We start from the raw sequence: 26,809 nt of genomic DNA on the forward strand, positions 1-26,809 counted from the left end.
CTATTTCTTTATTGATGTTTTCTTTACTTTGATAAAAGAAGATAACGATTCAACTTTATCCTTATACTTCTTCTCATTTACCCGATTCTTATTTTCTGCTTTATCAATCCGGTGGTCAAACAGCATGCCAGCTTTCTTCACATCCCCTTTCATCCATTCGGCATAACTATATCGCTGGTCAACAGCATTATCTCCACCCTCCCATTGAATATAAACTTCATCTTTAGTCTTAGCTTTCAGGTTTCTGAAAACTCCGGCAAAACTTTGCCCGCTCAGTTGCTTACCAGGCACAGGAAGTTTGCAGAGCTCGCATAGAGTCGGGTATAAATCAACAAATTCCACCATGGATTTTGTCTTTCCCTTTTTCATTCCCGGCACACGGATAATCAGCGGAACATGAGTGGAAGTATTCATCAGATTATGCTTTCCCACAAAATCATGTTCGCCCAAGTTCCATCCATGATCTCCCAGCAGAACAACAATCGTATTCTCCGATAATCCCAATTCATCCAACGCATCCAAGACCTTTCCTATTTGCGCATCCACATAACTCAAACAAGCATAATATCCATGCTTCACTTCTCGCTGGAAGTCAATATCGCTCGTATCCGTAACCCGTGCATAAGCATATATTTCAGTCGAATTACGAACCTGTTCGGGTAATCCTTCAGGTCTGAAACGATTGGCAGCCAAAGGAATCTCTTCACGCTTATATAAATCCCAATATTTCTTCGGAGCATTGAATGGCAAATGAGGTTTCCAAAAACCGCAAGCCAGGAAAAAAGGCTTGCCTATATCTTTCATACGTTTCAAGTCACGAATAGCCCGGTTTGCCAGTTTGCCATCATCATAGGCAGTGTCAGGCACATCTGCAGACTCACAAAAAGGTCCGCGCATCGTTTTCGGATTAATAGTCTTTCCAGATTCCGAATTCATCCAAAGTTCCCATTTGTTATATTCCGCCCAATACACGTCATACCCGTCCGGATGATTTCGATAAGGCGGCTCGCTCCATGAATCTGCATGGTCACTCATATGATGAAATACTTTTCCATCCGAAACGGTATGATAGCCATTCTGTGTAAACCATCCTGAAACAGGTATTGCCTCGGGACAATCTTTGCTGGCATAAGCCGAGAAACTGATAAAGCGGTTCGGGTATTGGGGATATACCCCCGTCAATAAACTGGCACGGGACGCTCCGCTCACAGGTATATTACAATATGCATTCTGAAATAAGACACCACTTGCAGCCAAACGGTCCATATTGGGTGTCTTTACTTCCTTCACTCCATAACACCCCAACTCAGGACGCATATCATCGGCCATTATGAAAAGCACATTCATTTGGGATATATTCTGTTGCGCCCGCATCATAGAAGAGAAACAACAAGCCGTTCCGCAAAGAAGCGTGTATTTTACCGGGATTCTATTCTTCATTTTACACTTTAAATTTTAAAGACCTGCAATATACTAAAATATCACAGGTCTTGTATATATTATTAACTTAATATTACTTAGTCCATACCGGATTTTGTTCCAAATTCGTATTCAGAGCCAATTGCTTCAAGGGCAACGGATACAAATAATAATGTTCCTGCCATCCAAGCGGAGCATCGTAGAAATAAACATAACCATCATCAGCACCTATGCCGCCTGTCACTTTCAGTTTCTTAGCTGAAGCTTCTGTCACATAAACGCCTAATGGTTGTTTATTGACATACTCCCCTTTCTTCCATCTGCGCAAGTCATCCAAACGAAAACCTTCGCCCATCAACTCCACACGTCTCTCCCTACGCACTTCCCACAATAGAGCAGGAACAGAAGGATCACGAGCCGTATCAAAATCATCATCAATATCATCCACAATCATCTTAGCAACGCCGGCTCTTGAACGAAGTTTATTGATTGACCTGTCAGCGGCAGGCTGGTCAAGTTTACCCAGTTCGCACATAGCTTCGGCATAGTTCACCATCACTTCACCTACACGAAACAATGGAGCATCTGTTGTATTTACACCATTGGCATTGGTCGCCACCGTATGAGTATTATAATATTTCCAAACCCAAAATCCCATTTGAGAAGCATTCCATCCCTGTCCCCAATTCATATTTTTAAAGTGCGGCTGTCCCTGGACTGTAAATCCTTTAAAGTTGGAAGACGGCAAACGATGATAAGTCTCACCGGAAATCGTAGCCATAAGATCGATAAATTCCCTATCTTCCTCATTATCCGTATATTGCCATTCAGATGTACTCGGTCCTTTGTCCTTCTTTACCATATACGGGGGACATATTGTCAAATACAAACGATAATCGCGGTCACGGAACTGTCCGTAGATATTCTTGTCACCTCCATAATTGCTTGTTGTCGTACTGACAGGCCGTCCGTCCTTACACAAATAACTGTCTACCGCATCTTTTGTAGCTTCAATATAAGATTCACCGGTACGCACCATACGAGTCAGGCCATGCATCAATTGTCCGGTTTCATAGGCTTTATACAAAAGAATTCCTGTCACACCATCCAATGTTTCCGAATTAAACAATTCATCATATTGAGGATGGATATCCGGATACTTCTCTATCACGTCTCCGGCAGCACGGGCACATTCTTTTAAATAAGTATCCGCGTCCGACATACCATGATATTTTCTCCAAGTACCTTCAAATAAGGCAAAACGGGAAATTAGAGCCTTCACTACATACATATTAATTGTATTTTTCCCATCGACCAGAATATCACTGCCGATATGTTTTTCCGCATACTTCAGATTAGAAAGAATATTGGAAGCCACCAAATCACGGCTATCCCGTTTTCCATAGAGTTCCGGGCTCTCTTCCGTCAGAGCATGTTCTACCCAGGGAATATCACCAAATTTGGAAAGCATCTGAAAATACTTATAAGAACGGAAGAAATATCCCACACTTCTCCAGTGCTCCTTTTCGGTTTCATTCATCTCCGAATTATCAATATTGTCAAGCATCAAGTTGACACGACGAATATAATCATAATCCCAATCTTTGGATTCATCCGTAGCTTTTGCCTTTCCATAAGCCCATTGTCCTTCATATCCCGCCAATCCTTTTATCATATTATCCGATTCGAAATCGCCACGGAATATTTCATCCGTCTGTCCCGTATCATACGTATATCCGAAAAACACATTATACAGTCCCCATGCATACGTTTTAAAATTATCATTAGTCGTGAAGACTGAACCTTCTGTTTGCTGTCCCTTCGGATAAACTTCCAAGAACTCGTCGTTCAAGCAAGATGACACCAACAAACAAAGACTAACGCTTACACATAGTATATATTTACTCATAATAATTACTCTTTAAGTTGTGATACAATCAGAATGAAACGTTTATACCAAACGAATACTGTCTCATATACGGATAAGTAAAGCCGCGCTGTCCCAAATCATCCGTAACAGAACGTTCCGGATCGAGTCCCTTCGGAAGATGGTCGAATGTATAAAGATTCTCACCGCTAAAGAACACTGCCAGGTTATTAATCCCAATCTTATTTATCCACTTGGACGGGAAATTATAAGAAAGCGTTATATTGCGAATACTCAAATATGATCCGTCTTGTAAATAACGAGTCTGAACACGTGTATTGGCGGCAGTATTTCCGGCAGCTTTCTCATAAATACGCGGGAAGTAGCTATCCGTATGCTCCGGGGTCCAATAATTCAATTGTGAGTCATAGACAGTAGTCCAGGCATCGTAGTGCGGATAGAACAAGTCATTCATAACCCATAAATCCCGTTTGCCTACTCCCTGCAATAGGAAAGACAGTGAGAATCCGTTCCAACTGGCACTTCCATGGATACCATACTGATAACGACGGGTGCTATTACCTATAATCTTGCGGTCGCCCGGGTCTTTCGTTGTACTCGTACCACTATTGATGATATCATTCCCATCCAAGTCCTTATACAATATATCTCCCGGGTTCGGATTATATTCTTCTACCTTAGCAATGCCCGGTTTCAGTTTTCCACTCTCATCGAAATCATCCACAGTGTACAAGCGGTCGGTCACATATCCCCAAATTTCACCCAATTCCATTCCTACACGATAAGTATCCTTATCATTCTTATCTTTACCGAACAAACCTGTTTCATTGTTGTATTTAGTAATCTTAGTCTTAGCGTCATAAAGATTGAATCCCAGGTTATATTTCACTTTTCCTATCCGGTCATTCCAATCTACAGAGATTTCCCAACCTTTGGAACGAAGGTCAGCCGTATTCTGTAAAGGAGCACTTGCACCTAATACACTCGGAAGTTCAGCTCCCGGAGCAAGCATACCCTTTGTATCTCTGCGATACCAGTCGAACACCATATTCAGCCTGTTATCCAATAGTCCCAAGTCAAAACCAAAATCAATGGTCGTCACCTTTTCCCAGGTAAAGCTATTGCTCACCAAAGAAGCTGGTTTCAGAGTAGTCACTTTGATACCGGAGACGGTCCAGTAAGCCTGTTCGGCATCCATTCCGGGAATATATGCATAAGGAGTGATACTCTGATTACCAATATTACCCCAGGAACCACGCAACTTCAGGTTAGACAAAACAGTGTTCAGCGGTTGCATAAATGCTTCTTCACTGATACGCCATCCGGCAGAAACCGAAGGGAAGAAACCAAAACGGCTGTTCTTCGGGAATTTGGAAGAACCGTCATAACGTCCGTTCGTTTCAAGCAAATACTTGCCGGCGAACGAATAGTTGATACGATAGAACAGACCTCTTACTGTATAACGCTCGAATTTATCCTTAGCAAAATAATCCCCCGTCGCTTGTGAAATAGAAGGCAAATCCTCATTAATCATGTTCATGCGCGACATTTCAGCATACCGGTAATCACTACTTTCCTGATTGAAACCTCCCATTACAGTAACATCATGCTTGCCCCACGAATTATTATAATTAGCATAAAAGTTCAATGCATTATAATCAGTAATACCATTGGAATATTCGTACTTGGAATTTGCTGTAGAAACTTCTTTTACAAAGTTACCACCATGGGCATAATAGAATTTCTTATCAAACTTCGTTTTCTCGTTGCTCAAATGATTGAATGTATATTCACCTATCAACTTCACATTCTTCATAGGAGTAATCGTCACTTTTCCGAAAATACGAAGATTATTCTTTTGAATGGTTGTCGGATATGCCAGATTAATCAAATTACGGGGAGTATTAATCGGTAAATCTTCACCGTCAATATTCATTGTTCCGGTAGGAAAATAAGAAGGAAATGCTACCGCTGCTCCCCATATGCCATATCCACCGGAAGTTTCAGGTAATGAAGAGTTAGAGTTCGTATATTTTATATCCAGTTCAGGAGTAATCCACGAGAACACATCTGAACGAAGATAAGAAGAAACATTATATCGTTTATATGTATCCTTATCCGACTTCAAGACACCATTCTCATTTACCATACCGAAAGAGAAACGATAAGAAATATCTTTCGTACCACCGCCTACCGAGATATTGTGAGTTTGCTGGAAGCCTGTCTCCATCATATCATCAAAAAGATTTGTTTCCGCCAAGCTATACCGGAGTCCGCCTACCATCGCATAACCGTCCGGATAAGCAGACGGATTGGCATTATACTCCTTCAATAAATCCAGCCAGGTATCCACATTCTGCCCGCTTTGATAATTGATTGTTCCCATATCTTTATAAGCTTGTACCGTTTGAAGCGGAGTAGCCTTATGTGGCATATTGGCAGGTCTGCTAAATGAGAAGTTATTTGAATAATTGATAGAAAGCTTAGTGGCGTCCGAGCCTTTCTTGGTAGTAATAAGAATCACACCAAACGCTGCACGAGCCCCATAAATAGCAGAAGAGGCTGCATCTTTCAGAACCGTTACCGATTCGATATCGTTCGGATCGAGCATATTAATATCCATCTCCACGTTATCCACCAGCACCAGCGGTTTTCCATTCTTATCCAAGCTATTGACACCGCGGATATTGAAACTCATTTCTTCACCGGGTCTTCCTGAATTACCGGTAATCTGCAAACCGGGCATCACCCCTTTCAAAGCATCACTAACGGAAACTACCGGACGGTCACCCAATACATCATCCATCTTCACACTACTAACTGCGCCTGTCAGGTTTGCCTTCTTTTGCACACCGTAACCGACAACCACTACTTCGTCTATCAAACGGGTATCTTCTTTCAGGGTAACATTCAAAGGACGCTGGCTTTTCACTACCACTTCTTGAGTAGCATATCCGATATAAGAAACAGACAGACGATCATTCAAGGTAACCATCAATGAGAAATTACCATCCATATCCGTAATCGTACCTTCGGTAGAATTCAGCACTTTCACATTCGCGCCAATCACTCCCTCCCCCGCTGGATCGGTAATCTGACCTTTCAAAAGAAATGATTTACCTTGTTCATTCCGAGGAGTCACTGCATGGAACATGATTACTCTGCTTCCGTTCACTTCATAACTGACATTCATACCTGTCAGTAACTGCCCCATTACATCATTGATTGTACCATTACTTATATCTACAGAAACCTTTCGACTCAAATCAATATCATTATTGCGAATCAGGAAAGAAAAATTTCCGGACTTCTTTATGACTTCAATGGCTTCTTTTAAAGTTACGTTATCTACTTTTACATTGAATCTCTTGCTTTGTTCCTGCGCTGACAACTGGTAGCCAGCCAAAACGTTTCCGACAGACAAAAGCAGAAGCATTAATAATATCTTCTTTACTATTAATCTCATATTTTTCACTATTAAAGGTTAACTAATATCTTTCTATATATCGACGAACCGCCCGTATATCTACCGGTCATGTTCCCAATCATATACTATATTTTCTTTTATTTTACCTCCTTTTTTTATCCGTTATAAAGATTGTGTCGCCACTCACTTTCCATGTATATTGCTTTTCAACGTTGATTTCTTCCAATATATCATCGATACTCTGATTGCTGTTGAAGCATCCTGAGAAATGTTCCTCACCCAGACGTTCACTCTCAATTCTAATCTTCACCTGGAATTTACGTTCCAGTCGATGCGCAATATCCTCAAACGAGACATTCTCAAAGGTCAAGCCACCGTCCAGCCAGTCGCAGGCGGTACTTGCATTTGATTTCATCTTTTCCATACGTCCCGTATTCTTTTTATACAAAGCCTGTTCGCTAGGGAATAACTTCATCTCAGAACCGGACAAAGCGGATAAATTGACACGACCTTCCAACAGTGATACCATCACATAGTCATCGTCATCATAAGCACGGACATTGAACACAGTTCCCACTACCCGCACTTGCACACCATTCGTATTAACGAAGAAAGGAATTTTCTCATTTTTTGCCACCTTAAAATATCCTTCACCATCTAAAGTGACATCACGTCCACGAATGCCGAATCCCCGATAATAGCGCAAAACAGAACCTGCATTCAAAGAAACTTCCGTTCCATCGGGAAGCACAATATTCGTCCGCGAACCGGCAGGCACCTTAATTTCATAAGGAGAATCCGCTTTTGTATATACTTCCGTTAGATTTTCAGTATAAGTGTACCAAAAATAATTGCAACCTAACAACAAAATAATTGCGGCAGCCACCTTCAGCCAAACAGGGATCAACTTTCGTGTTCGGGTAGTTTTCACTTCAGAAGCGGCAATTTCTTCTTTTATATGTGATAGATTAATATCTTCATCCTTTGCAAATGCGGGAACAGAAGAGACAGCCCATACGGCAGACATTTCCCGGAAAGTATTGGTAGCATCCTCATTGGACGCCAAAAAGGCAAGTAGATTTTCTTTTTCTTCCTCCGTACAACTACCGGACAGATAATTGCTGATCCGTAATTCCAACTCCTCTATATCATAAAACTTATTCATAAAGCGTATTTTTTCTATGGGTGTATATAACTAGATACGCAAAAGAAAAAAATACGTTTAAAAGAAATGCGATTTTTTTTAGAGAAACATCAAAATTGCTATCATATATGGTGTACCAAGTGATTCGCGCAGCTTAGTCAATGCAATTTTCATCTGTACTCTAACAGTCGCGACATTGATATTCTGCTCCTCTGCGATTTCACTGTACGATTTTCCTTCATACAGGCTTGCTTTAAATATAGCACGGCATCTGGCAGGAAGTTCTTCCACCTTCTTCATAATGATTGTGTTCATTTCGCTATGTTCCAAAGCCTGCAGAGGATTATCAGAAGAAAGAATATGATTTTCAAGAAAAGCCCATATTTCCTCCATCTGTTCCGTCATCTGTTTCTCATTAAAATAAGAAGAACGAAGATAGCTGATACTTGCATTCTGAATGGCACGCCTCAAATACGGAAGCACCGGATGAGTAATATGATGACGATTCTGCCAAAAAGCGACAAAGACATCATTCACTATTTCTCCTGCCACACGCTTGTCATGTACATAATAAACAGCTATTGCACACAAGTACAGATAGTACGTATGATAGATTTTATCAAATGCCTTAATATTACCATGATTTAATTGTTCTATTAGCTTTTCAGAGACTTCCGGTAAATTCATTCGTTGTTTTTCTTAAAAGAACGATTACAAATATAGGAAATAATTCAGAAATAAAAAATTCCGGCTGATAAAACCGGAACTTTGCCATCCATCTTTGTATTATAGCCCTACCGGTATCTTCAGTAAATACCAGACGATAAACAATAACGTCCAGGCAAACAAGATAGCCAGTGAATATCTCCAGGTATATTTAAGTAATGTACCATACGTTATCTGTTTATCATACTGCCGCATATAAGTCAGCACCAAAGGCATATAAAATAAGAAAGGAGTAATGGCATTTGTCGAGCTATCTCCGATACGGAAAGCACATTGCGCTACGTCCGGTGAGATTCCCATCTGCGCAAACATAGGAATAAAGATGAAAGACATAAAAGCCCATTTGGAAGTAGCAGATACCATAATCAGATTAATAAATGCCGTAAACAGGATAAACAAGACCAAAGCCGTCAATGGAGCCGGCTCAAAAGAAGAAAGTAACTCGGCACCCATTATGGCAAGACATTTGTCCAAATGAGAATACTCAAAACAGGCGAACATCTGAGCGGCAAAGAAAGCAATTACGAAATAGACGCCTAGAAGTTTCATGGGCTGTGTCAACCCTTCAATCACATCATTGTCCGTGCGATAACGACCGGAACTAAAGCCATACGCCATCCCCGTAATGCCCGCTCCCAAAGAGAGAAGGAACAAGATACCGGCAATGAAAGGTGAATGCATCAGACCGCCGTTCACACCACGCAAAATGCCATAAGAGGAAAAAGTAAGCCATAAAACAAGGACTACATAAATAGCTGCTACAATGATAGAAATCATAATTGCACGCCTCTCTTTACGCGATAGAGGACGATAACCTTCCACTTTTACACTTCCTTCATATTTACCTAACCTGGGAAGAAGCCATTTCTGGGTCACCCAATAAACAATGGCAGTAATTACTACCGTCGAAGCACTCATAAAGAAGTAATTGCAAAGAGGTTCCGTATTACCCTGGTAGCCTGTTTGAGCCAACGCAGCTTCCTGTGTGGTATGAGCCAATAGCGGATCCATCGTACTCAACACAATATTGGCACTATACCCGCACGCCACGGAGACATAAGCCGTCACAATTCCCGCAATCGGATGAAGTCCCACCCACTGAAACAACATGGCGGCAATAGGCAGCAAGATAATATATCCACCGTCACCAATAGTATTCGACAACAATCCGAGAACAATCACCCACAAGATAATTTTCCTCTTCTCCTTACGGTTACCCACCCCCATACGGATACATGCATCAATAAAACCTGAGTGCTGAGCAACTCCTAATCCGAACATGGCAATAATCACCATGCCCAACGGAGCAAATCCCGTAAAGTTCTTAATAGCGTTCCTCAACCACCAGCGGATTCCTTCCGGACTCAGCAAGCTTTGTACACGAATATCTTCGCCGGTCTGCGGCAATGTCACCTTCAATCCATAGATATCACATATCCATGAAAGAAAGACCACTGCCATTGTCAGCAGCATGAACATCGTAGCAGGATGGGGCATGCGCCATTTTGTCTTCATCGCTTTTCAGGTTTATTCTTCGTCAGTTTCCCTTTGTCTATTCCTCGTCGGCTTCCAAATTATCCAAATCAATAATACGTAATTCCAATGCACGGACAGCCAATCGGGTAGCATTCACTCCCACCCGTTCTCCATTTGGGAAAAGACGTCCGATAAGGTCATTTTGCCTTTTTTCCAATGATTTCACGCCGAAGGGCATACCTTTCAGATTCGCAATCATCTCTTTCGTATATCCCAATGCCAGATGGCGGAGAAAACGCTCGTCATATTCGTCGATATCATAACTGATTACCGCTTCCTGACGCTTCGCATCATTGGCAACCGACTTTTTGAAACGCTCTACAATCTTTTCCAAAATCGGATAGTTGAAAACCAGTTTCTTACCATCCATCACAGCCTGTACATCTGTTTTGGTCAATAATTCTCCTGTCTTGAGGATAATTCCGTCGGCACCGGCATTCAGTACATCCACCCACAACTTCTCATTCAGAATTTCACCGGTGAAAATCAGTACACGGACATCTTTATAGCGTTTAAATATATTCCGGCAAATATCCACCCCGATAGTAGTAGAACCACCCAGTCCTAAATCCAGCAATACCAAATCAGGGAGTTGTGCCTCCATTAACGGCCAAAATTCGCTCTCAGTCATGGCAGTGCCAATCACTTCCGCATTCGGTATTTCGTGGCGGAATATCTCTTCTGTACCTTTTAACTCCAGTTTTACATCCTCTACAATAATAACTTTAAACTTCTGTTCTTCCATTTCCTTATCTAATAACTTTTAGGTGTTTTCTTTTTTATCTGCGCGGAACAGTGAAATAAACCGTGAATCCTCCACCCGCAGCAGGCTCGGCATTAATGCGACATCCCCTGCGTCCCGCAAATTCGTCATGGTCACGGATAATCTGCTTGCATACCAGGTATTCCGTACCGCGCAACTCCCCTTTTTCACCGGAAGTCATGCGTGCCAGATTCGGGTAAAACAATTGGTTCAACTCCTCTACACTCTTCTCACGTCTCTTATCCGTAAAGAGAAAACGAATATACTCATCATCCCTGCGAGCCTGCAAACGAAGCACACCGTCTTCACGAACCGTCAACGCTTCGTCAATCAGATTTTCCAACAAAAAACGCAACTGATTCACATCTCCTATTACTCTTGCCTCCACCGGCTCCATCTCCAACTCTATCCTCTCCGTCCGGTTCTTCATTACCTTCCTGAAATATTTTCCGGCAGCATCAAAAAGCTCCTGCACCGGAATCACCGTCCGCCGGAAAGTAACCTCTTCCAACTGACGGGAAGCACACGAACTCAAGATAGTGAAGATACCCTTATAATATTCTATCAATTCCGTCATAGTATCCACCGCTTCGCGCTCTTCCTTTTCCGAAAGATTCTGTACGTTCAGCCGTCCTACAATCTGTTTGATTTTATTCGGATAATAAATCGTCTCATGTTTAATCGTAGACAAACAGTTGTCGAGCACCATATTCTGTACATGCAACATACTATCTTCCCAAGAAGCCCGGCGCGTCTCTTCGTGTGCCGACTCAATATCCCGGTATTTCGTAGCCAACTTCACTACTGCGTTAAATACTACAATAGCCACATAACGAGCCACCAACTCAAACAGCAAACGGTCTGTTTCCTGCTCCGAACCTTCCCTACGCTCCAAATACAACACACCGACACATTGATGTTCTCCCCCCGCTTCCACTCTCAATGGGATAGCCAGAAGATGTTGATTGGCAAGATACTCACCGGAATCAAAACACAGCTGCACCATTTCCGGCATTTCCTGTCCGGGACGCGAAGCATATTCCAACCGATGCGTCGTTTCATTATATACCGCGATTCCCATCCGGTCAATTGCCAGCAATTCATTCACGGAACCGAACGCTTCATCCACAATACGCTGCGGTATTTCCTTGAGTGTACTTTCCTCACGTTGAAGCGCTTCCGCATCCTCCTGTTCCTGAGGCCTGACTAAAGATGCCGCAAATACCTTCTGATTTATTTCGAGCACCTGCTCAAGATTCAACCGGTTCTGCAACCGCTTCCTCATATACAAAAAATAATACCCGACCAAAGAAACAACCAGCAAGACAAAGCACAAGATAATTCCTACCGTCTTATTGGTGTTCGAACGTTCCAACTGTCTGCAGTATGCTTCCAATGTCTGGTCTTCTCCCTGCAACTTATACAAATCCGTAAAAGCCGAATTATTATAACTGTATGCATCCAGTTGTTTCAAGGCCAAAAAAGCAACCGCTGCTTCATTTCTTATGTCCAGAATCACATGATAATCCGAATCAAACAATTCGTTCCACCAACTGATTTCAGCAGGTATTCCCGTACCTACAAGTTTCATATAACGATGCGGACGTCCGGGACGCGCATATTTCTCATAATGCTCGTTCAGCAACAACATGGCAGAATCCACATATTGCAAAGCAAGCTCGTAATTCTCATCTACATTGGCAAAATACGCTGCATTGGCATAGTCCGACGCAGCATCCAGCAAATCCTCATAAATAGAGTCCGTAGCTACCACTATCGAATCTTCCCCCTGCAACGTAGGCTGAATCGGATCATGCTGGCAAGATACCATTCCCATAGGAAGCAACAGGCAAAGCAATATCCCGAGCACCTTACGCACTCCCAAAGGCAAACGGAAATAAAAACGGCTTCCCTTTCCTAGTTCACTTTCCACATTAAAAGTACACACCCGGAACAGTTCATTGGTTTTCTTATATTTCTCAATGATTCCCTTACAATTCATCAATCCGAAACCACTGCCTTTATTTTCTTTTAATTCTTCCGGATTCTCCGCATTCTTGATGCCAATCACACGCGAGTCATATACTTTCTCACCTATGATACACGCCACATCTTCTTCCGAAATTCCTCTTCCGTTATCTTCCACAGAAATCTCCACATATGTATCCGTAGTATGTGCATAAACTTTAATAATACCTCCTTCCGGAGTATATTTACGGGCATTCTCCGCCAGCGTATTAATCATAAACAGAGTCAGTGCCCGGTCTGCTTTCACCATAACGGCGGTCGGCTCAATCTCCAGCGTCTGCTTTTTCATCTCAAAGGAACGCCGTCCTTTTCCCAGCAACTCAAACAGTTCGTCAAGGCTGAACGTTTCGATATTCAAGCTCAGCGTTCCCTGCTTCATCTTAATCCATAGAGCCAGGATATCATTATACTCATTAATCGTAGTGACCAATTCGTCAATATACTGATATTTCTCCTTCTTTATCTTTTCATCATCAATATATCCTTTCTCCGTGAGCTTGTGCACCTCGTTCAAAATACGGTCGATATAAGGATTGATACCATTGACAATAGCCATACAAGCTTTCTTTATCAGATTCTGACGCTTATTTCCCGCAATGTGCTGCTCATAGATATACCGTTGTTTTTCCAACTTCATCCGTTCGTCACTCAATGCTTCCACCATCTGTTCATTGTCGACCGCCCAAATAATATAAGGTTCCAACACATGCACCAAAGCCTTTTCATCGCGATTCAGCCGATGCATAGGAACAAGCGCCGCTTTGCCCTCTTCGGGGATATCCAGTCTCATCCGCCCTTTCCCGAACAATTGGTCTATCCCTTCCTGAATCAACGGAACATTCATCGGAATAGAAGAAGTAATATCCCGGCAAAGTCCCAGAATCTGTTGCAAACGTTCCACGTCAACCTGATTTCTTATTTTGGAACGCTTATTGAAAAACCACCAAAGAATAACCACCAGCACCAACCCGACAATCACCAAAAAAAGAACAAGTGTCATCTGCCGTGAACCGGCTTCCAGTGAGACATAACGACTTTCCAACTCCTTGTCCTGACGGGTAAAATTCAGAATATCCAAGTATATATTCCGGTTGTAATCAGATGCATACTTCATTCCCAAACCTGCATACGACACACTCAGTTGTTCCCGGATCCTCGAAATCCATTCGGGGACAGTCTTTACGTTCTCCTGCATAATCCACGGTACACCCGTGTAAGTCGTATCCCCTTCGGCAAACGTATATAACTTATCCAATGTATCCGTCTCGTTATGATAATAGAGCATATGATGTCGGTTTACACAATTTAATGCTTTCGTCAATGTATCCAGCGCTTCCGAATACCGGCCATGTACATTCAGATACTTTCCGATAGACACATAAGCCCCGGCAATCTGATACAAATCATTATATTCGCGGAATTTTTCGAGCGCAAGTTGTGCCAGGCGTAAAGGTAAAAGTGAATCTATCGGAAAGTCAAACTGTTCTAACGCATGTGTCCGTCTTGTTTGAAAAAAATCGAAGTTATTGGAAGAAATCATTAGGTTGGCAAGCCCCTGCAGACCATTTCCCTCAAAATAAGGATGATTGCTCCGAACAGCCATCCGCCACGTATAATAAAGATGATCGAACTCACGGAGTTTTCTATCTTCCGGTTTGTCAGCTTCCACCAAAGAAGCCGAACCCTTAATATAATGATAATAAAGCAACTGGTTCGTGTCTGCCAACGCTTCATCTTCCGGTATCCGATTGAGCGAGGCAACCGCTTCCTGCCGTTGCTGAAGATAATAGTAATAAATGGAAGAAACGATGAAGAACTCCGTAAAAGCATAATCCAGGCGAAGCTTCTCATGCCTGTCGGCGAACAAGTCACTTTCCTCACGGATACGCTTCATACGCTTCAACGCACTGTTCCGGTAATCATAAAATTCTTTGTTCATTGCCGTTCGCTGGCAAATTTTCATCAGCCCGATGTCGGCAATCAGGAGTTCGAGTTCGTTTTTAGTCAGTTTGTACACCTCTTTGTGCAAGGCTTCGGCACGATCGAAATCCATGTTCATATAAGCCCAGAATCCCAGGTTATTTGAAGCTTCAGCTTTCCCCGATTTATAGAAGTTTACCTGACGATAAGCCTGTTCAGCATATCTATAGGAAGAATCAAGATTCCGGTAACGAAAAGCATACGCTTTCCCGTTCAGTGAATCAATCAGACGCACTTCTTTGGTCGGCACCATATCAGTGCACGAAAAGAAAGAGGTGAACAACACTACACCTATTATATATAAAGGAAAGCGTGAACTCATTTTATTATCGGATAATTAACAACGGATAATGGATATTCTCCATTATTTATTGCAAATCTACAAATATTTCCGATAAGATTGGAGAGAAAAATATTTTTTATACAATAAGTCCTTCTAAATAATAAGAGAAATTCCTACCTTTGCAGGCAAATTAACAAATAGGTAAAACATCTATTATAAAATGAGCGAAAAAGCACCCTTTATGGTATTCTCGGGAACGAACTCGAGATATCTTGCAGAAAAAATCTGCGCAAGCCTGAATTGCCCTTTGGGAAATATGAACATAACCCATTTTGCCGATGGTGAATTTGCGGTTTCATACGAGGAGTCAATTCGTGGCGCACACGTATTCCTGGTTCAATCCACTTTCCCAAACTCAGACAACTTAATGGAACTTCTCCTGATGATTGACGCTGCAAAGCGTGCATCTGCAAAGAGCGTTGTTGCCGTAATCCCTTATTTCGGATGGGCCCGTCAGGACAGAAAAGACAAACCACGTGTATCCATCGGAGCTAAGTTGGTAGCCGACCTGCTTTCTGTTGCAGGTATCGACCGACTGATTACCATGGATTTGCATGCAGACCAGATTCAGGGATTCTTCAATATCCCGGTAGATCACCTGTATGCATCAGCAGTGTTCCTCCCCTACATCCAGTCATTGCAATTGGAAGAACTGGTGATTGCCACACCGGACGTAGGTGGTTCAAAACGTGCCAGCACTTTCTCCAAATACCTTGGTGTGCCATTGGTACTCTGTAACAAATCACGCGAGAAAGCGAATGAAGTTGCTTCCATGCAAATCATTGGTGATGTAAAAGGCAAGAATGTTGTCTTGGTTGACGATATTGTAGACACAGCAGGAACAATCACCAAAGCTGCCAACATCATGATGGAAGCCGGTGCAGCATCTGTACGTGCCATTGCCAGCCACTGTGTGATGTCCGATCCGGCATCTTTCCGTGTACAAGAGTCCGGTCTGACGGAAATGGTATTTACCGACAGTATCCCTTACACTAAGAAATGCGCGAAAGTAAAACAGTTGAGTATTGCCGACATGTTTGCTGAAACAATCAAACGCGTTATGAATAACGAATCTATCAGTTCACAATACATAATCTAAGCGAACAAATTTCGTTAATAAAAAAACGGTGAACAAGTCTTGCATAGCGCAACTTGTTCACCGTTTTCTTTACTTTATATCTTTTATTGCAGTCTTCCTAATTTATAGGTTCCTTTCTTGATGACCTTTCCGTCCTTATCAGTCTCTACAAAAGGACCGTCCTTCTTTCCTTGTTTGAAAAATCCGTCAAAGCGGTTGCCATCTTTGTCGACCTGCACCCCCTGCCCCTCTTCCAATCCATCAACAAAACCACCTTTATATTGCATACCTGCGACAGTCTTTAAAGTACCTTGACCATTCGGACGGTTGTCCTTCCAGTCACCTTCATAAACATCACCATTGCTCCATTTGTAGACACCCTTTCCGTCACGCCTGTTATTTTTCCAGTCACCTTCGTACACAGCTCCATTCGCCCAGGTAAAAGTACCTTTGCCATCTTGCATACCGTCTTTGAAATTTCCCACGTATTTGTCACCGTTGGCATGATAATAAACACCTTCGCCGGTACGTTCGCCTAAAAGATAAGACCCTTCATAACGGTCGCCCGTATGGAAGAAGTACGTACCTTTGCCATGTTGGATATCATCCGCCCAGTCACCCTCGTATTTATCTCCGTTGGTATACTCAAATACCCCCTTGCCGTGGCGGACATCATCTTTCCAGTCACCTTCATACTTACAGCCATCATCCCAGTTCATGGTACCTTTACCGTTTTTCTTGTCGTTCTTCCAATGACCCGTATATTTTGCTCCATTCGCCCAAGTATAAGTACCTTTACCTTCACGTTTATCATTCTCCCAGTTACCTACATACAAGTCGCCATTATGATAATACATTGTACCTTCACCATGCTGATAGTCCTGAAACCACATACCGTCATAACGGTTATTATTCATGAAATAATAAATACCTTTTCCATGCTGCTGGTCTTGAAACCATTGCCCTTCGTATTTTTCTCCGTCGGGAAACAGATAGATACCGTAACCTTCACGTTTTCCCTTTATATATTCTCCTTCATAGACATCACCGTTTTTAAAGACCGTCTTTCCTTTTCCATTCGGCTTGCGTCCTTTCATTTCACCTGTATAGACGCTACCATCCTTAAAAGTATAGTTGCCAATCTTTATATCAGTAGAGAATGTATCCTTTATTTTTCCGAAAAATCCGCCTTTTTTTCCTTCATTTTCTTGTGCCATTGCTCCCGCTTGTGTAAGGAGAGCCAATAAAAGTGTAGTATATAGATATTTCCTCATTTATTTTAGTAGTTACTCTTTTTAGATTTACAATTTGGACAAAGATACAATTTCTCTCCCATAAATCCCCCTACCGGAAAGCAAATTATGACAACTTTTTACCTGCGATGACCTCTTTTAATGTCTCTTTGCACAAATAACGCTGTGCCAAATCCTGTATTTCCGCAGGTGTAATCTCATTTACCGCATGCAGAGAACGTGAGAAATAATCATCATCCAAACCGGAAGTAGCAATAAATATCCATGCGTCCGAGAGTGAGAAAGGCGACTCGTAGCTACGGCACATCTCACCCAACATATAGTTACGCACCATCGTCAGTTCCTCAACCGACACCTGTTCCTGATGTAACCGGTCTATCTCGTGATACACTTCCTGTATCAAAGGCTCCACATATTCATTATCCGTTTCCGTCGAAACAATCAACACCCCACTATCCGGATAAAACATGATACCAGCCGAAATACCATAAGTATACCCCTTTTCTTCGCGGATATTAGACATCAGACGGCTACCGAAATAACCGCCGAACAAAGTCATCAGCACCCGCAGTTTCGGATAATCCGGATGTTCACGAGTGACAGTGGTACATCCCATTTTCACCGCACTCTGCATAGCATCTTCACGCTCTGTAAAAATCCTCTTTTCGGGAACGGCAGCAAAAGGAAAACTTACTTTCGGCATCTGTAATTGATGCTGTCCGAACGGAACTCCGAAAGTATCCGTTACCCGACAGATAATATCTTCCGTCACCTTGCCGGAAAGAAAAATAGAGCAATTGCCCGAATGATAATACCTCTCATAGAAATCACGAAGAACATCCGGAGTAATGGTATGGTAATCCCCCTCCATTACTATTTTTCCACATGGATGATGTTCCCCGTAAAGAGACTTCAACAGACTGCGATGCGCCAGGAAATCTACTTTGGATGTATTAACCAGATACTGTTGGATATTCGTATCCAAGATAGTCCGCAGTTCTTTTTCAGGAAAGAGTGGTTCTTTAATCATGGATTCCACTACTTCTAACGTTCTCGCCAAATACTTATTCAGCGAATAAACCGTAATATAAGCATACTCCGAAGAGCTGGACAGTTCAAGCCACGAGCCATAATAATCCAGTTTCCCGGCAATGGTAGCTGCCGTATATTTCACAGTACCTTCGCGAAGCATCCGGTTGGTAAACAAAGCTTGCAGTTTCTGCGACTGCTGCCAACGACCTCCGGCAAAAAGTATGTCCATACGTACCACATCCTGCTCACCGGCATTGATAACGGTCAGCGGAATACCATTCGGCAAAGAAGTCCGAACAGGAGTAAGTACCCGGAAATTTTTCAGAGTTTGTATTTCAGGCTGTATCGTTCGATTCATAAGATTATCCCCTGTTCTTCAAAAATTCCTCTGCACGTTCCAAGTCCTGAGGAGTGTCAATTCCAATCGTTTCCACATCACTGATACCGACCTTTATCTTGTATCCGTTTTCCAGCCAGCGAAGCTGTTCCAATGATTCGGCTATTTCAAGAGAAGATTGCGGCAGATCGGTAATCTCTTTCAACACCTCCGTGCGATAAGCATACAAACCGATATGTTTATAATAAGTATGTCCTTTCAGCCAATCCTGTTTTTCAGCATTACGTTGATAAGGGATAATAGAACGGCTGAAGTAAAGTGCGTTCCAGTTTGTATTGACTACCACTTTCGGTGAATTCACATTTTCGAGTACGGCAAACGGTTCATCGGCAGTGAAAGGTTTCACCAATGTAGCAATTTGCGTAGTCGGGTCTTCAAAACAAACTTTTACAGCATTCAACTGCGAAGGCTGGACAAAAGGCTCGTCTCCCTGTATATTGACTACGACATCAAAATCACCACCAATCTTGGTACAGGCTTCGTAACAACGGTCCGTACCGCTTTTATGATGGACAGAAGTCATAACTACCTTACCGCCGAAAGCTTTTACTGCCGCTTCAATCCGCTCATCGTCAGTGGCTACATAAGCATCATCCAAGACACCTGCTACTTGTTCATATACACGTTGTATCACTGTTTTCCCACCCAGGATAGCCAACGGTTTCGCTGGGAAACGCGTGGATGCATAACGAGCAGGTATTATTCCGAGAAATTTCATATCTGAATCTATTTTAATTCTTCTAATCCCTTCAAGATATACTCCCTTTTCAGGTCTTCGGGTTTCAGCACCCGGTCGTCAAAAGTAAGCAAATCAATATCCAGGCAAACTTTTTCTTCTTTCTTATCTCCCGGACGACGGCCGGCAGACTGTTCGATCGCTTTCAGTTCCTTCCTCACTTTCTCTTCCTCTGCTTCGGAAAAGAACTGCGCTACCTGATTGGAAAACAACGCCGGACTTTTGAAAAACAAAGGTTGTGTTTCCTGCTCGGACGTGAAGCGAATGGAAGGAAACAAATCCGCTAACTTTTGCCGTGCAAAAAGCAGATTTTCCTTCCGGTTATAGTTACTTCCAATACAGATGATACACTTATGCATGATTGGAAACGAAGATTAGTTAAACAAATCATCCAATCCAATTTCTTCCACTTCACCATTTGAAGTTTCCGAACCGGCACAAGGATCAAATCCCTCAGGAAGTTTAAATTTTTCTTGCTGGTCATATCCCAAAGTCGGATCATCATATACTTTCTTCATATAGATTGCCCAAATAGGCAGTGCGGCAGCAGCTCCCTGACCATATGTCATTCTACCGAAGTGGATATCGCGTTCATCCCCCCCTACCCAACAGCCGGATACCAGCGAAGGCGTGAATCCCATAAACCAAGCATCGGAATTGTCATTGGTCGTTCCTGTCTTTCCACCCATATCAGCAATGATACCATAGCGACGCACACGTCCGCCCGTTCCTTCATTGATAACGGCACGAAGCATAACAAGCATTTTGTAGGCACTCGAAACACTGATCACTTCTTCCATTTGGGGTGCAAATGTAGAAATCACATTCCCGTCACTGTCTTCGATACGAGTGACAAATAACGGAGCTACACGAATCCCCTTATTGGCAAAAGCAGTATAAGCACTCACCATTTCGCCGACAGAAATTTCACAAGGACCGAGACAAAGAGAAACAACCGGATCGATAGCTTTATTACGTACACCAAAACTATGAATCAGTCTCACCAAATTATATGGATTCAGCTTACCCATCAAGTAAGCAGAAATCCAGTTATCGGAATTAGCCAATCCCCATTTCAAAGTTACCATTTCTCCATAACGCTTGTTGTTGGCATTACGTGGTGACCATGGAGTTCCGTTTTCATCAATCAATGTCTGCTCTACGTGACGCACCAAGTCGCAAGGAGAGAAATTATTCTCCATAGCCAAAGTGTACAAATAAGGTTTGATAGTAGATCCCACCTGACGGCGTCCTACCATAGCCATATCATACTGGAAATACACATAATTCGGTCCTCCCACATAAGCCTTCACATGTCCGTTCATCGGGTCCATTGACATAAATCCTGTACGCAGGAAAGACTTGTAATAACGGATGGAATCCATCGGGCTCATAATCGTATCCTTATCCCCTTTCCATGAAAAGACAGTCATCTCTTCCGGTTTGTCGAATGCTTTCCGAATCTCCTGTTCCGAAGCTCCCGCTTCCTTCATCAAACGGTAACGGTCAGTCTGCTTCATTGCCTTAGTCAGTAATTCTTCCACCCGTTTCTCCGGCAACGATCTTGCATAAGGAGCATTCTTGCTTCCCTCTTTTTCCTTGAAGAATACCGGTTGCAGATAATCCCCCAAATGCTCTTTTACGGCATCCTCAGCATACTGCTGCATACGTGAGTTAATGGTGGTATAAATCTTCAAACCATCAGTATAGATATTATAGTTCGTTCCGTCCTTCTTCTTGTTTTTCGCACACCATCCATACAACGGATTTGTTTCCCAAGAAAGAGAATCTTCGTAGAATTTCTGCATTTGCCAACCACGATAATCGCTTTTTACCGGTTTTGGTGCAGTCATTACACCACGAAGATATTCGCGGAAGTAAGTAGCCAACCCCTCTTTATGGTCTACACGATTATAAGTCAACTTCAACGGAAGAGCCTGTAACGAATCACGTTCAGCTTCTGTGATATATCCTGCTTTGCGCATCTGTTCGAGCACCACATTACGACGTCCGCGAGCACGTTCGTTGAAGCGTACCGGATTATAAAGCGATGGATTTTTGCACATACCGACCAAAGTTGCCGCTTCTTCCAGTTTCAAATCTTTCGGTTCGCAGCCAAAGTAAGTGTGTGCAGCCGTCTTGATACCAACAGCATTATTCAGGAAGTCAAACTTATTAAGATACATGCTCAGAATTTCCTCTTTGGTATAATACCGTTCAAGTTTCACGGCAATCACCCATTCAATCGGTTTCTGAAAAAGGCGCTGAAGAGTATTCCTGGCAACATTTTCCGTAAACAACTGCTTGGCAAGCTGCTGAGACAGAGTACTACCCCCACCCGCATTTTTCTGAAACATCAAACCACGCTTTACAAATGCACGGAACAATGCTTTGGCATCAATACCCGAATGTTCGACGAAACGAACATCTTCCGTAGCAATCAATGCATTAATTATATTTGGAGAGAGTTCCTTATAAGCAGTATATACGCGATTTTCCTTACTGTAAGACCAAGTACCCAGCACTTTGTCATCCTCAGAGAAAATCTCCGTCGCAAACTTATAACTCGGATTCTCCAACTCCTCGACAGGCGGCATATATCCTATCCAACCTTTCGAGATGGAAACAAATATAGTGACCACAGCCACTACTCCAATTGCCAATAAAATCCAAAGAGCTTTTATTATTTTTCGAATCATGTTTTTTCTAGCTTAAAAACGCATTAAATTAAGGTGCAAAGGTAGATAAAATCCAGTACTCAGCCAACGAGTTTGATTATTATTTCAGTTTTGTTAAATACCACATTCCTCTAAAATCAATGGAACATATTCAAAACCAGTATCAGCCCAAATCGCTCAATTTATGATCGAGATCAAAACGCAAAACATAAAAAACACCATTTATGGTATTTCCAAAGCAACGGATTTTCTGGTCAATACGGAATTTATGAACACCAGCACGCCATTCATCATCAGAGAAATAAGTACCTGTTTTTTTATTCTTACTGAATTCCTTATAATCCAGTCCGTCATCAGTAACTATCTGCTGCCATGACAAACTTTCAAATTTATTAAAAGCAGATTTAAACAAACCGATATTTTCACTTGAAACAAGATTAAATCCATTTTTTGCATCCAAACTGTCAAAATTCAGTTTGCTAAACCTTATGTTACTACAATAAGACTCAAATGAGATGTCGCCCCTTTGCAAAAGAGTCTCTCCAAGCTGGCCACCTTCCCACACATTCGGAACACTGTCCGTTGTATTATCTTCTTTAATCTTAACATCAAACTCATCAGACAAAAACTCAGATTTGGCAAACGATATCAAACAAGCCCGTCTTGCTTGTGCCTCCGCCACCGATGTCAAAGTAACCTCCGTATCATCAGACCCCTTCCTTACCAAAAGATATATTTTAGTCACATCATGCTGTACATCCTCATCCCAAAATGGCTCGTTCTGCAGTTTTGCCAGCTGGCTTTTCATACGCCTCATGCTGTCATTTACCTTGGCAGCCCGACTAAATATTATACTGTAAAAAGTCTCATTAGAGGTTACATTACTATTATAAAAATCACTCTTCTTATAAAGTAGATCTATCCCCAAAACAGACATATCATGAAGCACAGCAGACAATGGCTTCACTCCCGACTTTTCAAAATCGTCAATGTCCTTATATTGCCCGTTTAATGATAGTTCATTCAATATACAATCCATGTCCTATCAACTTAATATATCATCAAGATCCTTGTCAAATTGCTCAAACATGCCAGGAATATAATTCTGTATTCCCCCTTGTTGGCTGAGGACCACTCGTTCCCCTTTTGTCAATCCATCCTTCCCCCGTATAAAATGGAAAACACGGACATCCTCCAATGAAATCTCGTTTTTGTGTAACAAGCGACGGATGCCATTAAACAAATGATCACTATGAGATTCTACAATCACCTGACGACCAGACTTTGCTACCATTGCCAGAAAATCAATCAAATCGGCTTGTGCCGACGGATGGAGATGAATCTCCGGATTCTCAATAATAACAATACTGTCCTCCGGAAGAGCCAAACAAACAATGATAACCTCAGTTATGAAACTGATGCCTGTGCCGACATGGTATGGAAAAAGTTGCTTTCCACCGATTGTCTCAAACTTCACTCTATATTGTGTACCCTCAAAATCAACAATTAGACGATATCCCGTCAGTTTGTTCAGCCACAGATTTACCTGCCCTTCTAAAGTCTTCGTTTCCTTTCCTGCCCACAGAGATTCCGGTAAGAGCTGCGTCCGATTGTTCTGGTAAAAGTCAATCACGAACTCACCGTTAAGTCCCAGCGGATTTTGTTCCGCATTCGGATTAATGGTAGAATTATCCAAACGCCCGGTTCTCATAGCAGGCAAATAGAATAAAGCATTATGCAACATTGAATATAAACGCTCTGACGGCTTCTTATCCTGTTCGACATTTATGCTTTTAAACGCATCATCACCTGGTGTAAAGACTATATTAACCTCATTTCCTTCTTCTAAGAAATCTATCTCGTAACTTTTAGCATTTGTAATAAAATTGCGGGTCTCATTGAAAGTGACAACCGGAGTATGACGTGCTACCGCCCGATGGCTTTGAGGTTCTTCACGAAGATTGTCTGCTGCATTCAGCAATGCCTGTATGGCCGAGGACTTTCCTGCTGAATTAGCGCCAGAATAAAGATTCAACCTGCCTAAATCAAAATTATTCTCTTCAAATGACTTGTAGTCTCTGATTTTATACCCGTTCAACATTTTGTTCGTTTTTACGTAAATAACTATTTATCATCTCATAACGCAAATGAGTCTGTTTGCGGCTGTCAACTGAATATGTGAGTGAATCCACATATTCAGTGTTACCCAGCATCAAAGAATATGCCTTACAGATTTCATCCTTATTTATATTGTCCATTTTTGCTATCAAATAGCTAAAGCTCTCAAAAAAAGCCATATTTATAGGCCTTTTTTGCCTTCCCTCATCTGATGGAAGCCTGAAACCGCCAAGAGGTATTACATATTCGGCCGCATGGCACATACACTCATCGAATATAACTTTCAACCTCCCTATCAATTCGTCCTGATATTTGAGTCCATTGAGAAAAGACATCGTCTTGCCTAGGAAATCCTCCAAATTACTCTTATATTCCAGACTTTGACCAGCTTCAATATCTACAGACAGATGTTCGTTCCATAAATAGAAAGCCAAAAAACGAATAACGAGATATCGGTCCTTCATGTGCTTGGAAGGAATCGTATATTCTGTGGCACGCAAAAAATTATCATTCTCCGCCAATTCATCAATCAATCTGGTAGAAGTACCTTGGTATAGAGCATTCCGCATTTCTTGATTATTCAAATTCGTACCGCCCCTATTCACACGGTCAAAAAGGTCAAATGTAACCCGATCGCTTGTAGGAGCCTTAATGACATTGATTGTCAAAGTATAGTCCTCTATTTTATTCTGTTCGATAGGTGAAAGATCTGAGAAATAACGCTTGACATGGTTCTTTAATATGGACAATTTTTCCAATTTGAATTTATTGTCAATAAAATCAAAAAGCGTCCCCAAACGTTGTTTTCCATCTACAACCACATATACGCCCTCCGGATTCTCCTTTACATAAAAAGCCGGTAATGGTATTCCCATAATGATGGATTCTATCAGTTCACTTTTCTGCTTGGGAGACCAAACCATATTGCGTTGAAATGGAGGTGTCAAATCCAGCATAGACGGTTCTTTTTCCCAGCGACGCTTCAATTGAAAGACAGATGCCGTTTCGCGGGCAATGTTCAATACAGCGTCCGGATATATGTCATCAACGTTTTCATCAGTTGTTTCCAAAGAAGGATTTAACGTTTCGTCCCCTTCAAAATCGACCTTCATATCTTCAGGTATTTCCATATCCATTTATCTATTACATCTATATCTCTGTAATTTGCAAAGATAGCTAATAATTTGCATAAGTCAGCAGAATAAATTCGCAAAATAAATAAGATACTTATCAACTACACATTATTTATCTTCTTATCAAAACACAAAACAGGCGGGATTTTTCCCGCCTGTCATTCATACCTAATTATATCTTAACTACAAGATACCTACTACATCGTTGCCGCCTGTACACCAATCACTCCGGCAATCGCACCGGCAACAGCAATAATCACTTTCAAAATCATACTCCAAGTTCTTTTCATAGACATTCTACTTTTAAAATTAAACATTAAACAAACTACCAGACAGCCAATTGTGAGTTGCCAATTAATCAAGCGGCCGGGTCAGGTGTTTCTCCGTCATCTCCCCCATCGTTGCCACCACCTTCATCACCACCATCATCCGGATCTTCCGGTGCTACAGTAACACTGATTTTCTTCAGATATTCATCCAGACTGATCAAGTCCAGCTTCTCATCTGCCCGCGTTGCAGTCTTTGTGACACGCAGTTCCTTATTCGCTTGAAAAAAGATACGAACACTCTCCACACTTTTAGCAGTGATATCCTTCGCCAGCTCCGCACCTTTCGAACGGGCAGCCAACATAAATACTCCTAAACCTTCGATATTCACCGACTTACCTTCCAGCAACTGTTCCTTCATCTTATCCACGAAGTTCTGAATCACACTCTTGATATCACCGACAGAAAGAGAAGAACGATCCTTCATCTTCTCTGCGAGATATCTCAAATTGACAGACTGGCCTAAAGTAATCAGATGCGGATAAAATCTCTTGGGAGAATTAGGGACACGCGGATCTGTCGGTCGCGTAATGACTTTGTAAATTACACTCATACTACGTTTTTTAAAAGATTCAAATTCAAGTTATTTATTCACGTTTCGTTGATCAACGATGCAAAGGTGCGGCTTTTATTTCGTATAGAAAAGGAAAAAGCCCCTTGCGGAGCTCTTTTTATTCGATCAAGTGCATAATAGACTATTAATCAACAATATATTTCTTTTAGAATCTCTTACATCTATTTTTCTGAGTATCAATAATCACTTCACAGACAGTTGTAAATGAAAAAGCAATAACTTATGTACA

General features: G+C 41.9%; 19 protein-coding genes. 1 reads left to right on the forward strand and 18 read right to left on the reverse strand.

Annotated elements, in window-relative coordinates; genetic code table 11:
* From ACGHVY_RS08020 to ACGHVY_RS08055, 8 genes are all read right to left on the reverse strand, one after another.
* Nucleotides 1-1,440: a sulfatase gene (locus ACGHVY_RS08020; RefSeq protein WP_390598266.1), complete on the reverse strand. Its 1,440-nt coding sequence runs from the start codon at nucleotides 1,438-1,440 to the stop codon at nucleotides 1-3.
* A 73-nt stretch (nucleotides 1,441-1,513) separates the two neighbouring features.
* Complete coding sequence (locus ACGHVY_RS08025) at nucleotides 1,514-3,328, reverse strand: RagB/SusD family nutrient uptake outer membrane protein (protein WP_390598268.1); 1,815 nt, start codon at nucleotides 3,326-3,328, stop codon at nucleotides 1,514-1,516.
* A gap of 28 nt (nucleotides 3,329-3,356) precedes the next feature.
* Nucleotides 3,357-6,743 (reverse strand): TonB-dependent receptor, encoded by a 3,387-nt coding sequence (locus ACGHVY_RS08030; RefSeq protein WP_390599662.1) that lies wholly within the window; start codon nucleotides 6,741-6,743, stop codon nucleotides 3,357-3,359.
* 133 nt (nucleotides 6,744-6,876) lie between these two features.
* The gene (locus tag ACGHVY_RS08035) at nucleotides 6,877-7,899 is read right to left on the reverse strand and encodes a FecR family protein (protein WP_390598269.1); all 1,023 of its coding nucleotides are present in this window, start codon (nucleotides 7,897-7,899) and stop codon (nucleotides 6,877-6,879) included.
* A 78-nt stretch (nucleotides 7,900-7,977) separates the two neighbouring features.
* Complete coding sequence (locus ACGHVY_RS08040; protein ID WP_390598271.1) at nucleotides 7,978-8,565, reverse strand: RNA polymerase sigma-70 factor; 588 nt, start codon at nucleotides 8,563-8,565, stop codon at nucleotides 7,978-7,980.
* A 99-nt stretch (nucleotides 8,566-8,664) separates the two neighbouring features.
* Entirely contained in the window at nucleotides 8,665-10,119 is a 1,455-nt protein-coding gene (locus ACGHVY_RS08045) for an AbgT family transporter (protein ID WP_390598273.1), read from the reverse strand.
* Nucleotides 10,120-10,156: 37 nt separating this feature from the next.
* Nucleotides 10,157-10,885, reverse strand: a complete 729-nt coding sequence (locus tag ACGHVY_RS08050; RefSeq protein WP_308745241.1) for a DUF5932 domain-containing protein — start codon at nucleotides 10,883-10,885, stop codon at nucleotides 10,157-10,159.
* Nucleotides 10,886-10,919: 34 nt separating this feature from the next.
* Nucleotides 10,920-15,233: a DUF5113 domain-containing protein gene (locus ACGHVY_RS08055; protein ID WP_390598275.1), complete on the reverse strand. Its 4,314-nt coding sequence runs from the start codon at nucleotides 15,231-15,233 to the stop codon at nucleotides 10,920-10,922.
* Nucleotides 15,234-15,414: 181 nt separating this feature from the next.
* Here ACGHVY_RS08055 and ACGHVY_RS08060 point away from each other — a divergent pair, with 181 nt between their 5' ends.
* Entirely contained in the window at nucleotides 15,415-16,353 is a 939-nt protein-coding gene (locus tag ACGHVY_RS08060) for a ribose-phosphate pyrophosphokinase (protein WP_308745239.1), read from the forward strand.
* An 83-nt stretch (nucleotides 16,354-16,436) separates the two neighbouring features.
* Here ACGHVY_RS08060 and ACGHVY_RS08065 read toward each other — a convergent pair whose 3' ends face one another.
* The 10 genes from ACGHVY_RS08065 to ACGHVY_RS08110 form a co-directional block, all read right to left on the reverse strand.
* On the reverse strand, nucleotides 16,437-17,606 hold the full coding sequence (locus tag ACGHVY_RS08065; protein WP_308745238.1) for a phosphatidylinositol-4-phosphate 5-kinase: 1,170 nt from the start codon (nucleotides 17,604-17,606) through the stop codon (nucleotides 16,437-16,439).
* 85 nt (nucleotides 17,607-17,691) lie between these two features.
* A complete protein-coding gene (locus ACGHVY_RS08070) occupies nucleotides 17,692-18,975 on the reverse strand; it encodes a M16 family metallopeptidase (RefSeq protein ID WP_390598277.1) in 1,284 nt (427 codons plus the stop codon).
* A gap of 4 nt (nucleotides 18,976-18,979) precedes the next feature.
* Entirely contained in the window at nucleotides 18,980-19,732 is a 753-nt protein-coding gene (kdsB, locus tag ACGHVY_RS08075; protein ID WP_308745236.1) for a 3-deoxy-manno-octulosonate cytidylyltransferase, read from the reverse strand.
* 8 nt (nucleotides 19,733-19,740) lie between these two features.
* Nucleotides 19,741-20,109 (reverse strand): 2-amino-4-hydroxy-6-hydroxymethyldihydropteridine diphosphokinase, encoded by a 369-nt coding sequence (locus ACGHVY_RS08080; protein WP_390598279.1) that lies wholly within the window; start codon nucleotides 20,107-20,109, stop codon nucleotides 19,741-19,743.
* Nucleotides 20,110-20,124: 15 nt separating this feature from the next.
* On the reverse strand, nucleotides 20,125-22,449 hold the full coding sequence (locus tag ACGHVY_RS08085) for a transglycosylase domain-containing protein (RefSeq protein WP_308745234.1): 2,325 nt from the start codon (nucleotides 22,447-22,449) through the stop codon (nucleotides 20,125-20,127).
* Nucleotides 22,450-22,591: 142 nt separating this feature from the next.
* Nucleotides 22,592-23,467 (reverse strand): hypothetical protein, encoded by an 876-nt coding sequence (locus ACGHVY_RS08090; RefSeq protein WP_308745233.1) that lies wholly within the window; start codon nucleotides 23,465-23,467, stop codon nucleotides 22,592-22,594.
* A 6-nt stretch (nucleotides 23,468-23,473) separates the two neighbouring features.
* Entirely contained in the window at nucleotides 23,474-24,529 is a 1,056-nt protein-coding gene (locus tag ACGHVY_RS08095; protein WP_308745232.1) for a DUF3696 domain-containing protein, read from the reverse strand.
* The gene (locus tag ACGHVY_RS08100; RefSeq protein WP_308745231.1) at nucleotides 24,513-25,676 is read right to left on the reverse strand and encodes a DUF262 domain-containing protein; all 1,164 of its coding nucleotides are present in this window, start codon (nucleotides 25,674-25,676) and stop codon (nucleotides 24,513-24,515) included. The genes ACGHVY_RS08095 and ACGHVY_RS08100 overlap by 17 nt, the downstream gene beginning before the upstream one ends.
* Before the next feature lie 200 nt (nucleotides 25,677-25,876).
* Nucleotides 25,877-25,969, reverse strand: coding sequence for a smalltalk protein (locus ACGHVY_RS08105; RefSeq protein ID WP_156150203.1), 93 nt, complete (start codon nucleotides 25,967-25,969; stop codon nucleotides 25,877-25,879).
* Nucleotides 25,970-26,037: 68 nt separating this feature from the next.
* Complete coding sequence (locus ACGHVY_RS08110) at nucleotides 26,038-26,559, reverse strand: HU family DNA-binding protein (protein ID WP_390598282.1); 522 nt, start codon at nucleotides 26,557-26,559, stop codon at nucleotides 26,038-26,040.
* Between the last annotated feature and the right edge of the window lie 250 nt (nucleotides 26,560-26,809).

Source organism: Bacteroides sp. f07, assembly GCF_042854785.1.
Classification (GTDB): Bacteria; Bacteroidota; Bacteroidia; order Bacteroidales; family Bacteroidaceae; genus Bacteroides.

Coding starts and splice junctions, on each gene's coding strand:
- ACGHVY_RS08065 (WP_308745238.1), bottom strand. CDS start 17,606: ATGAGGAAATATCTATATACTACACTTTTATTGGCTCTCCTTACACAA.
- ACGHVY_RS08060 (WP_308745239.1), top strand. CDS start 15,415: ATGAGCGAAAAAGCACCCTTTATGGTATTCTCGGGAACGAACTCGAGA.
- ACGHVY_RS08045 (WP_390598273.1), bottom strand. CDS start 10,119: ATGAAGACAAAATGGCGCATGCCCCATCCTGCTACGATGTTCATGCTG.
- ACGHVY_RS08040 (WP_390598271.1), bottom strand. CDS start 8,565: ATGAATTTACCGGAAGTCTCTGAAAAGCTAATAGAACAATTAAATCAT.
- ACGHVY_RS08025 (WP_390598268.1), bottom strand. CDS start 3,328: ATGAGTAAATATATACTATGTGTAAGCGTTAGTCTTTGTTTGTTGGTG.
- ACGHVY_RS08070 (WP_390598277.1), bottom strand. CDS start 18,975: ATGAATCGAACGATACAGCCTGAAATACAAACTCTGAAAAATTTCCGG.
- ACGHVY_RS08030 (WP_390599662.1), bottom strand. CDS start 6,743: ATGCTTCTGCTTTTGTCTGTCGGAAACGTTTTGGCTGGCTACCAGTTG.
- ACGHVY_RS08100 (WP_308745231.1), bottom strand. CDS start 25,676: ATGGAAATACCTGAAGATATGAAGGTCGATTTTGAAGGGGACGAAACG.
- ACGHVY_RS08055 (WP_390598275.1), bottom strand. CDS start 15,233: ATGAGTTCACGCTTTCCTTTATATATAATAGGTGTAGTGTTGTTCACC.
- ACGHVY_RS08085 (WP_308745234.1), bottom strand. CDS start 22,449: ATGATTCGAAAAATAATAAAAGCTCTTTGGATTTTATTGGCAATTGGA.
- ACGHVY_RS08090 (WP_308745233.1), bottom strand. CDS start 23,467: ATGGATTGTATATTGAATGAACTATCATTAAACGGGCAATATAAGGAC.
- kdsB (WP_308745236.1), bottom strand. CDS start 19,732: ATGAAATTTCTCGGAATAATACCTGCTCGTTATGCATCCACGCGTTTC.
- ACGHVY_RS08020 (WP_390598266.1), bottom strand. CDS start 1,440: ATGAAGAATAGAATCCCGGTAAAATACACGCTTCTTTGCGGAACGGCT.
- ACGHVY_RS08110 (WP_390598282.1), bottom strand. CDS start 26,559: ATGAGTGTAATTTACAAAGTCATTACGCGACCGACAGATCCGCGTGTC.
- ACGHVY_RS08080 (WP_390598279.1), bottom strand. CDS start 20,109: ATGCATAAGTGTATCATCTGTATTGGAAGTAACTATAACCGGAAGGAA.
- ACGHVY_RS08105 (WP_156150203.1), bottom strand. CDS start 25,969: ATGAAAAGAACTTGGAGTATGATTTTGAAAGTGATTATTGCTGTTGCC.
- ACGHVY_RS08095 (WP_308745232.1), bottom strand. CDS start 24,529: ATGTTGAACGGGTATAAAATCAGAGACTACAAGTCATTTGAAGAGAAT.
- ACGHVY_RS08035 (WP_390598269.1), bottom strand. CDS start 7,899: ATGAATAAGTTTTATGATATAGAGGAGTTGGAATTACGGATCAGCAAT.
- ACGHVY_RS08050 (WP_308745241.1), bottom strand. CDS start 10,885: ATGGAAGAACAGAAGTTTAAAGTTATTATTGTAGAGGATGTAAAACTG.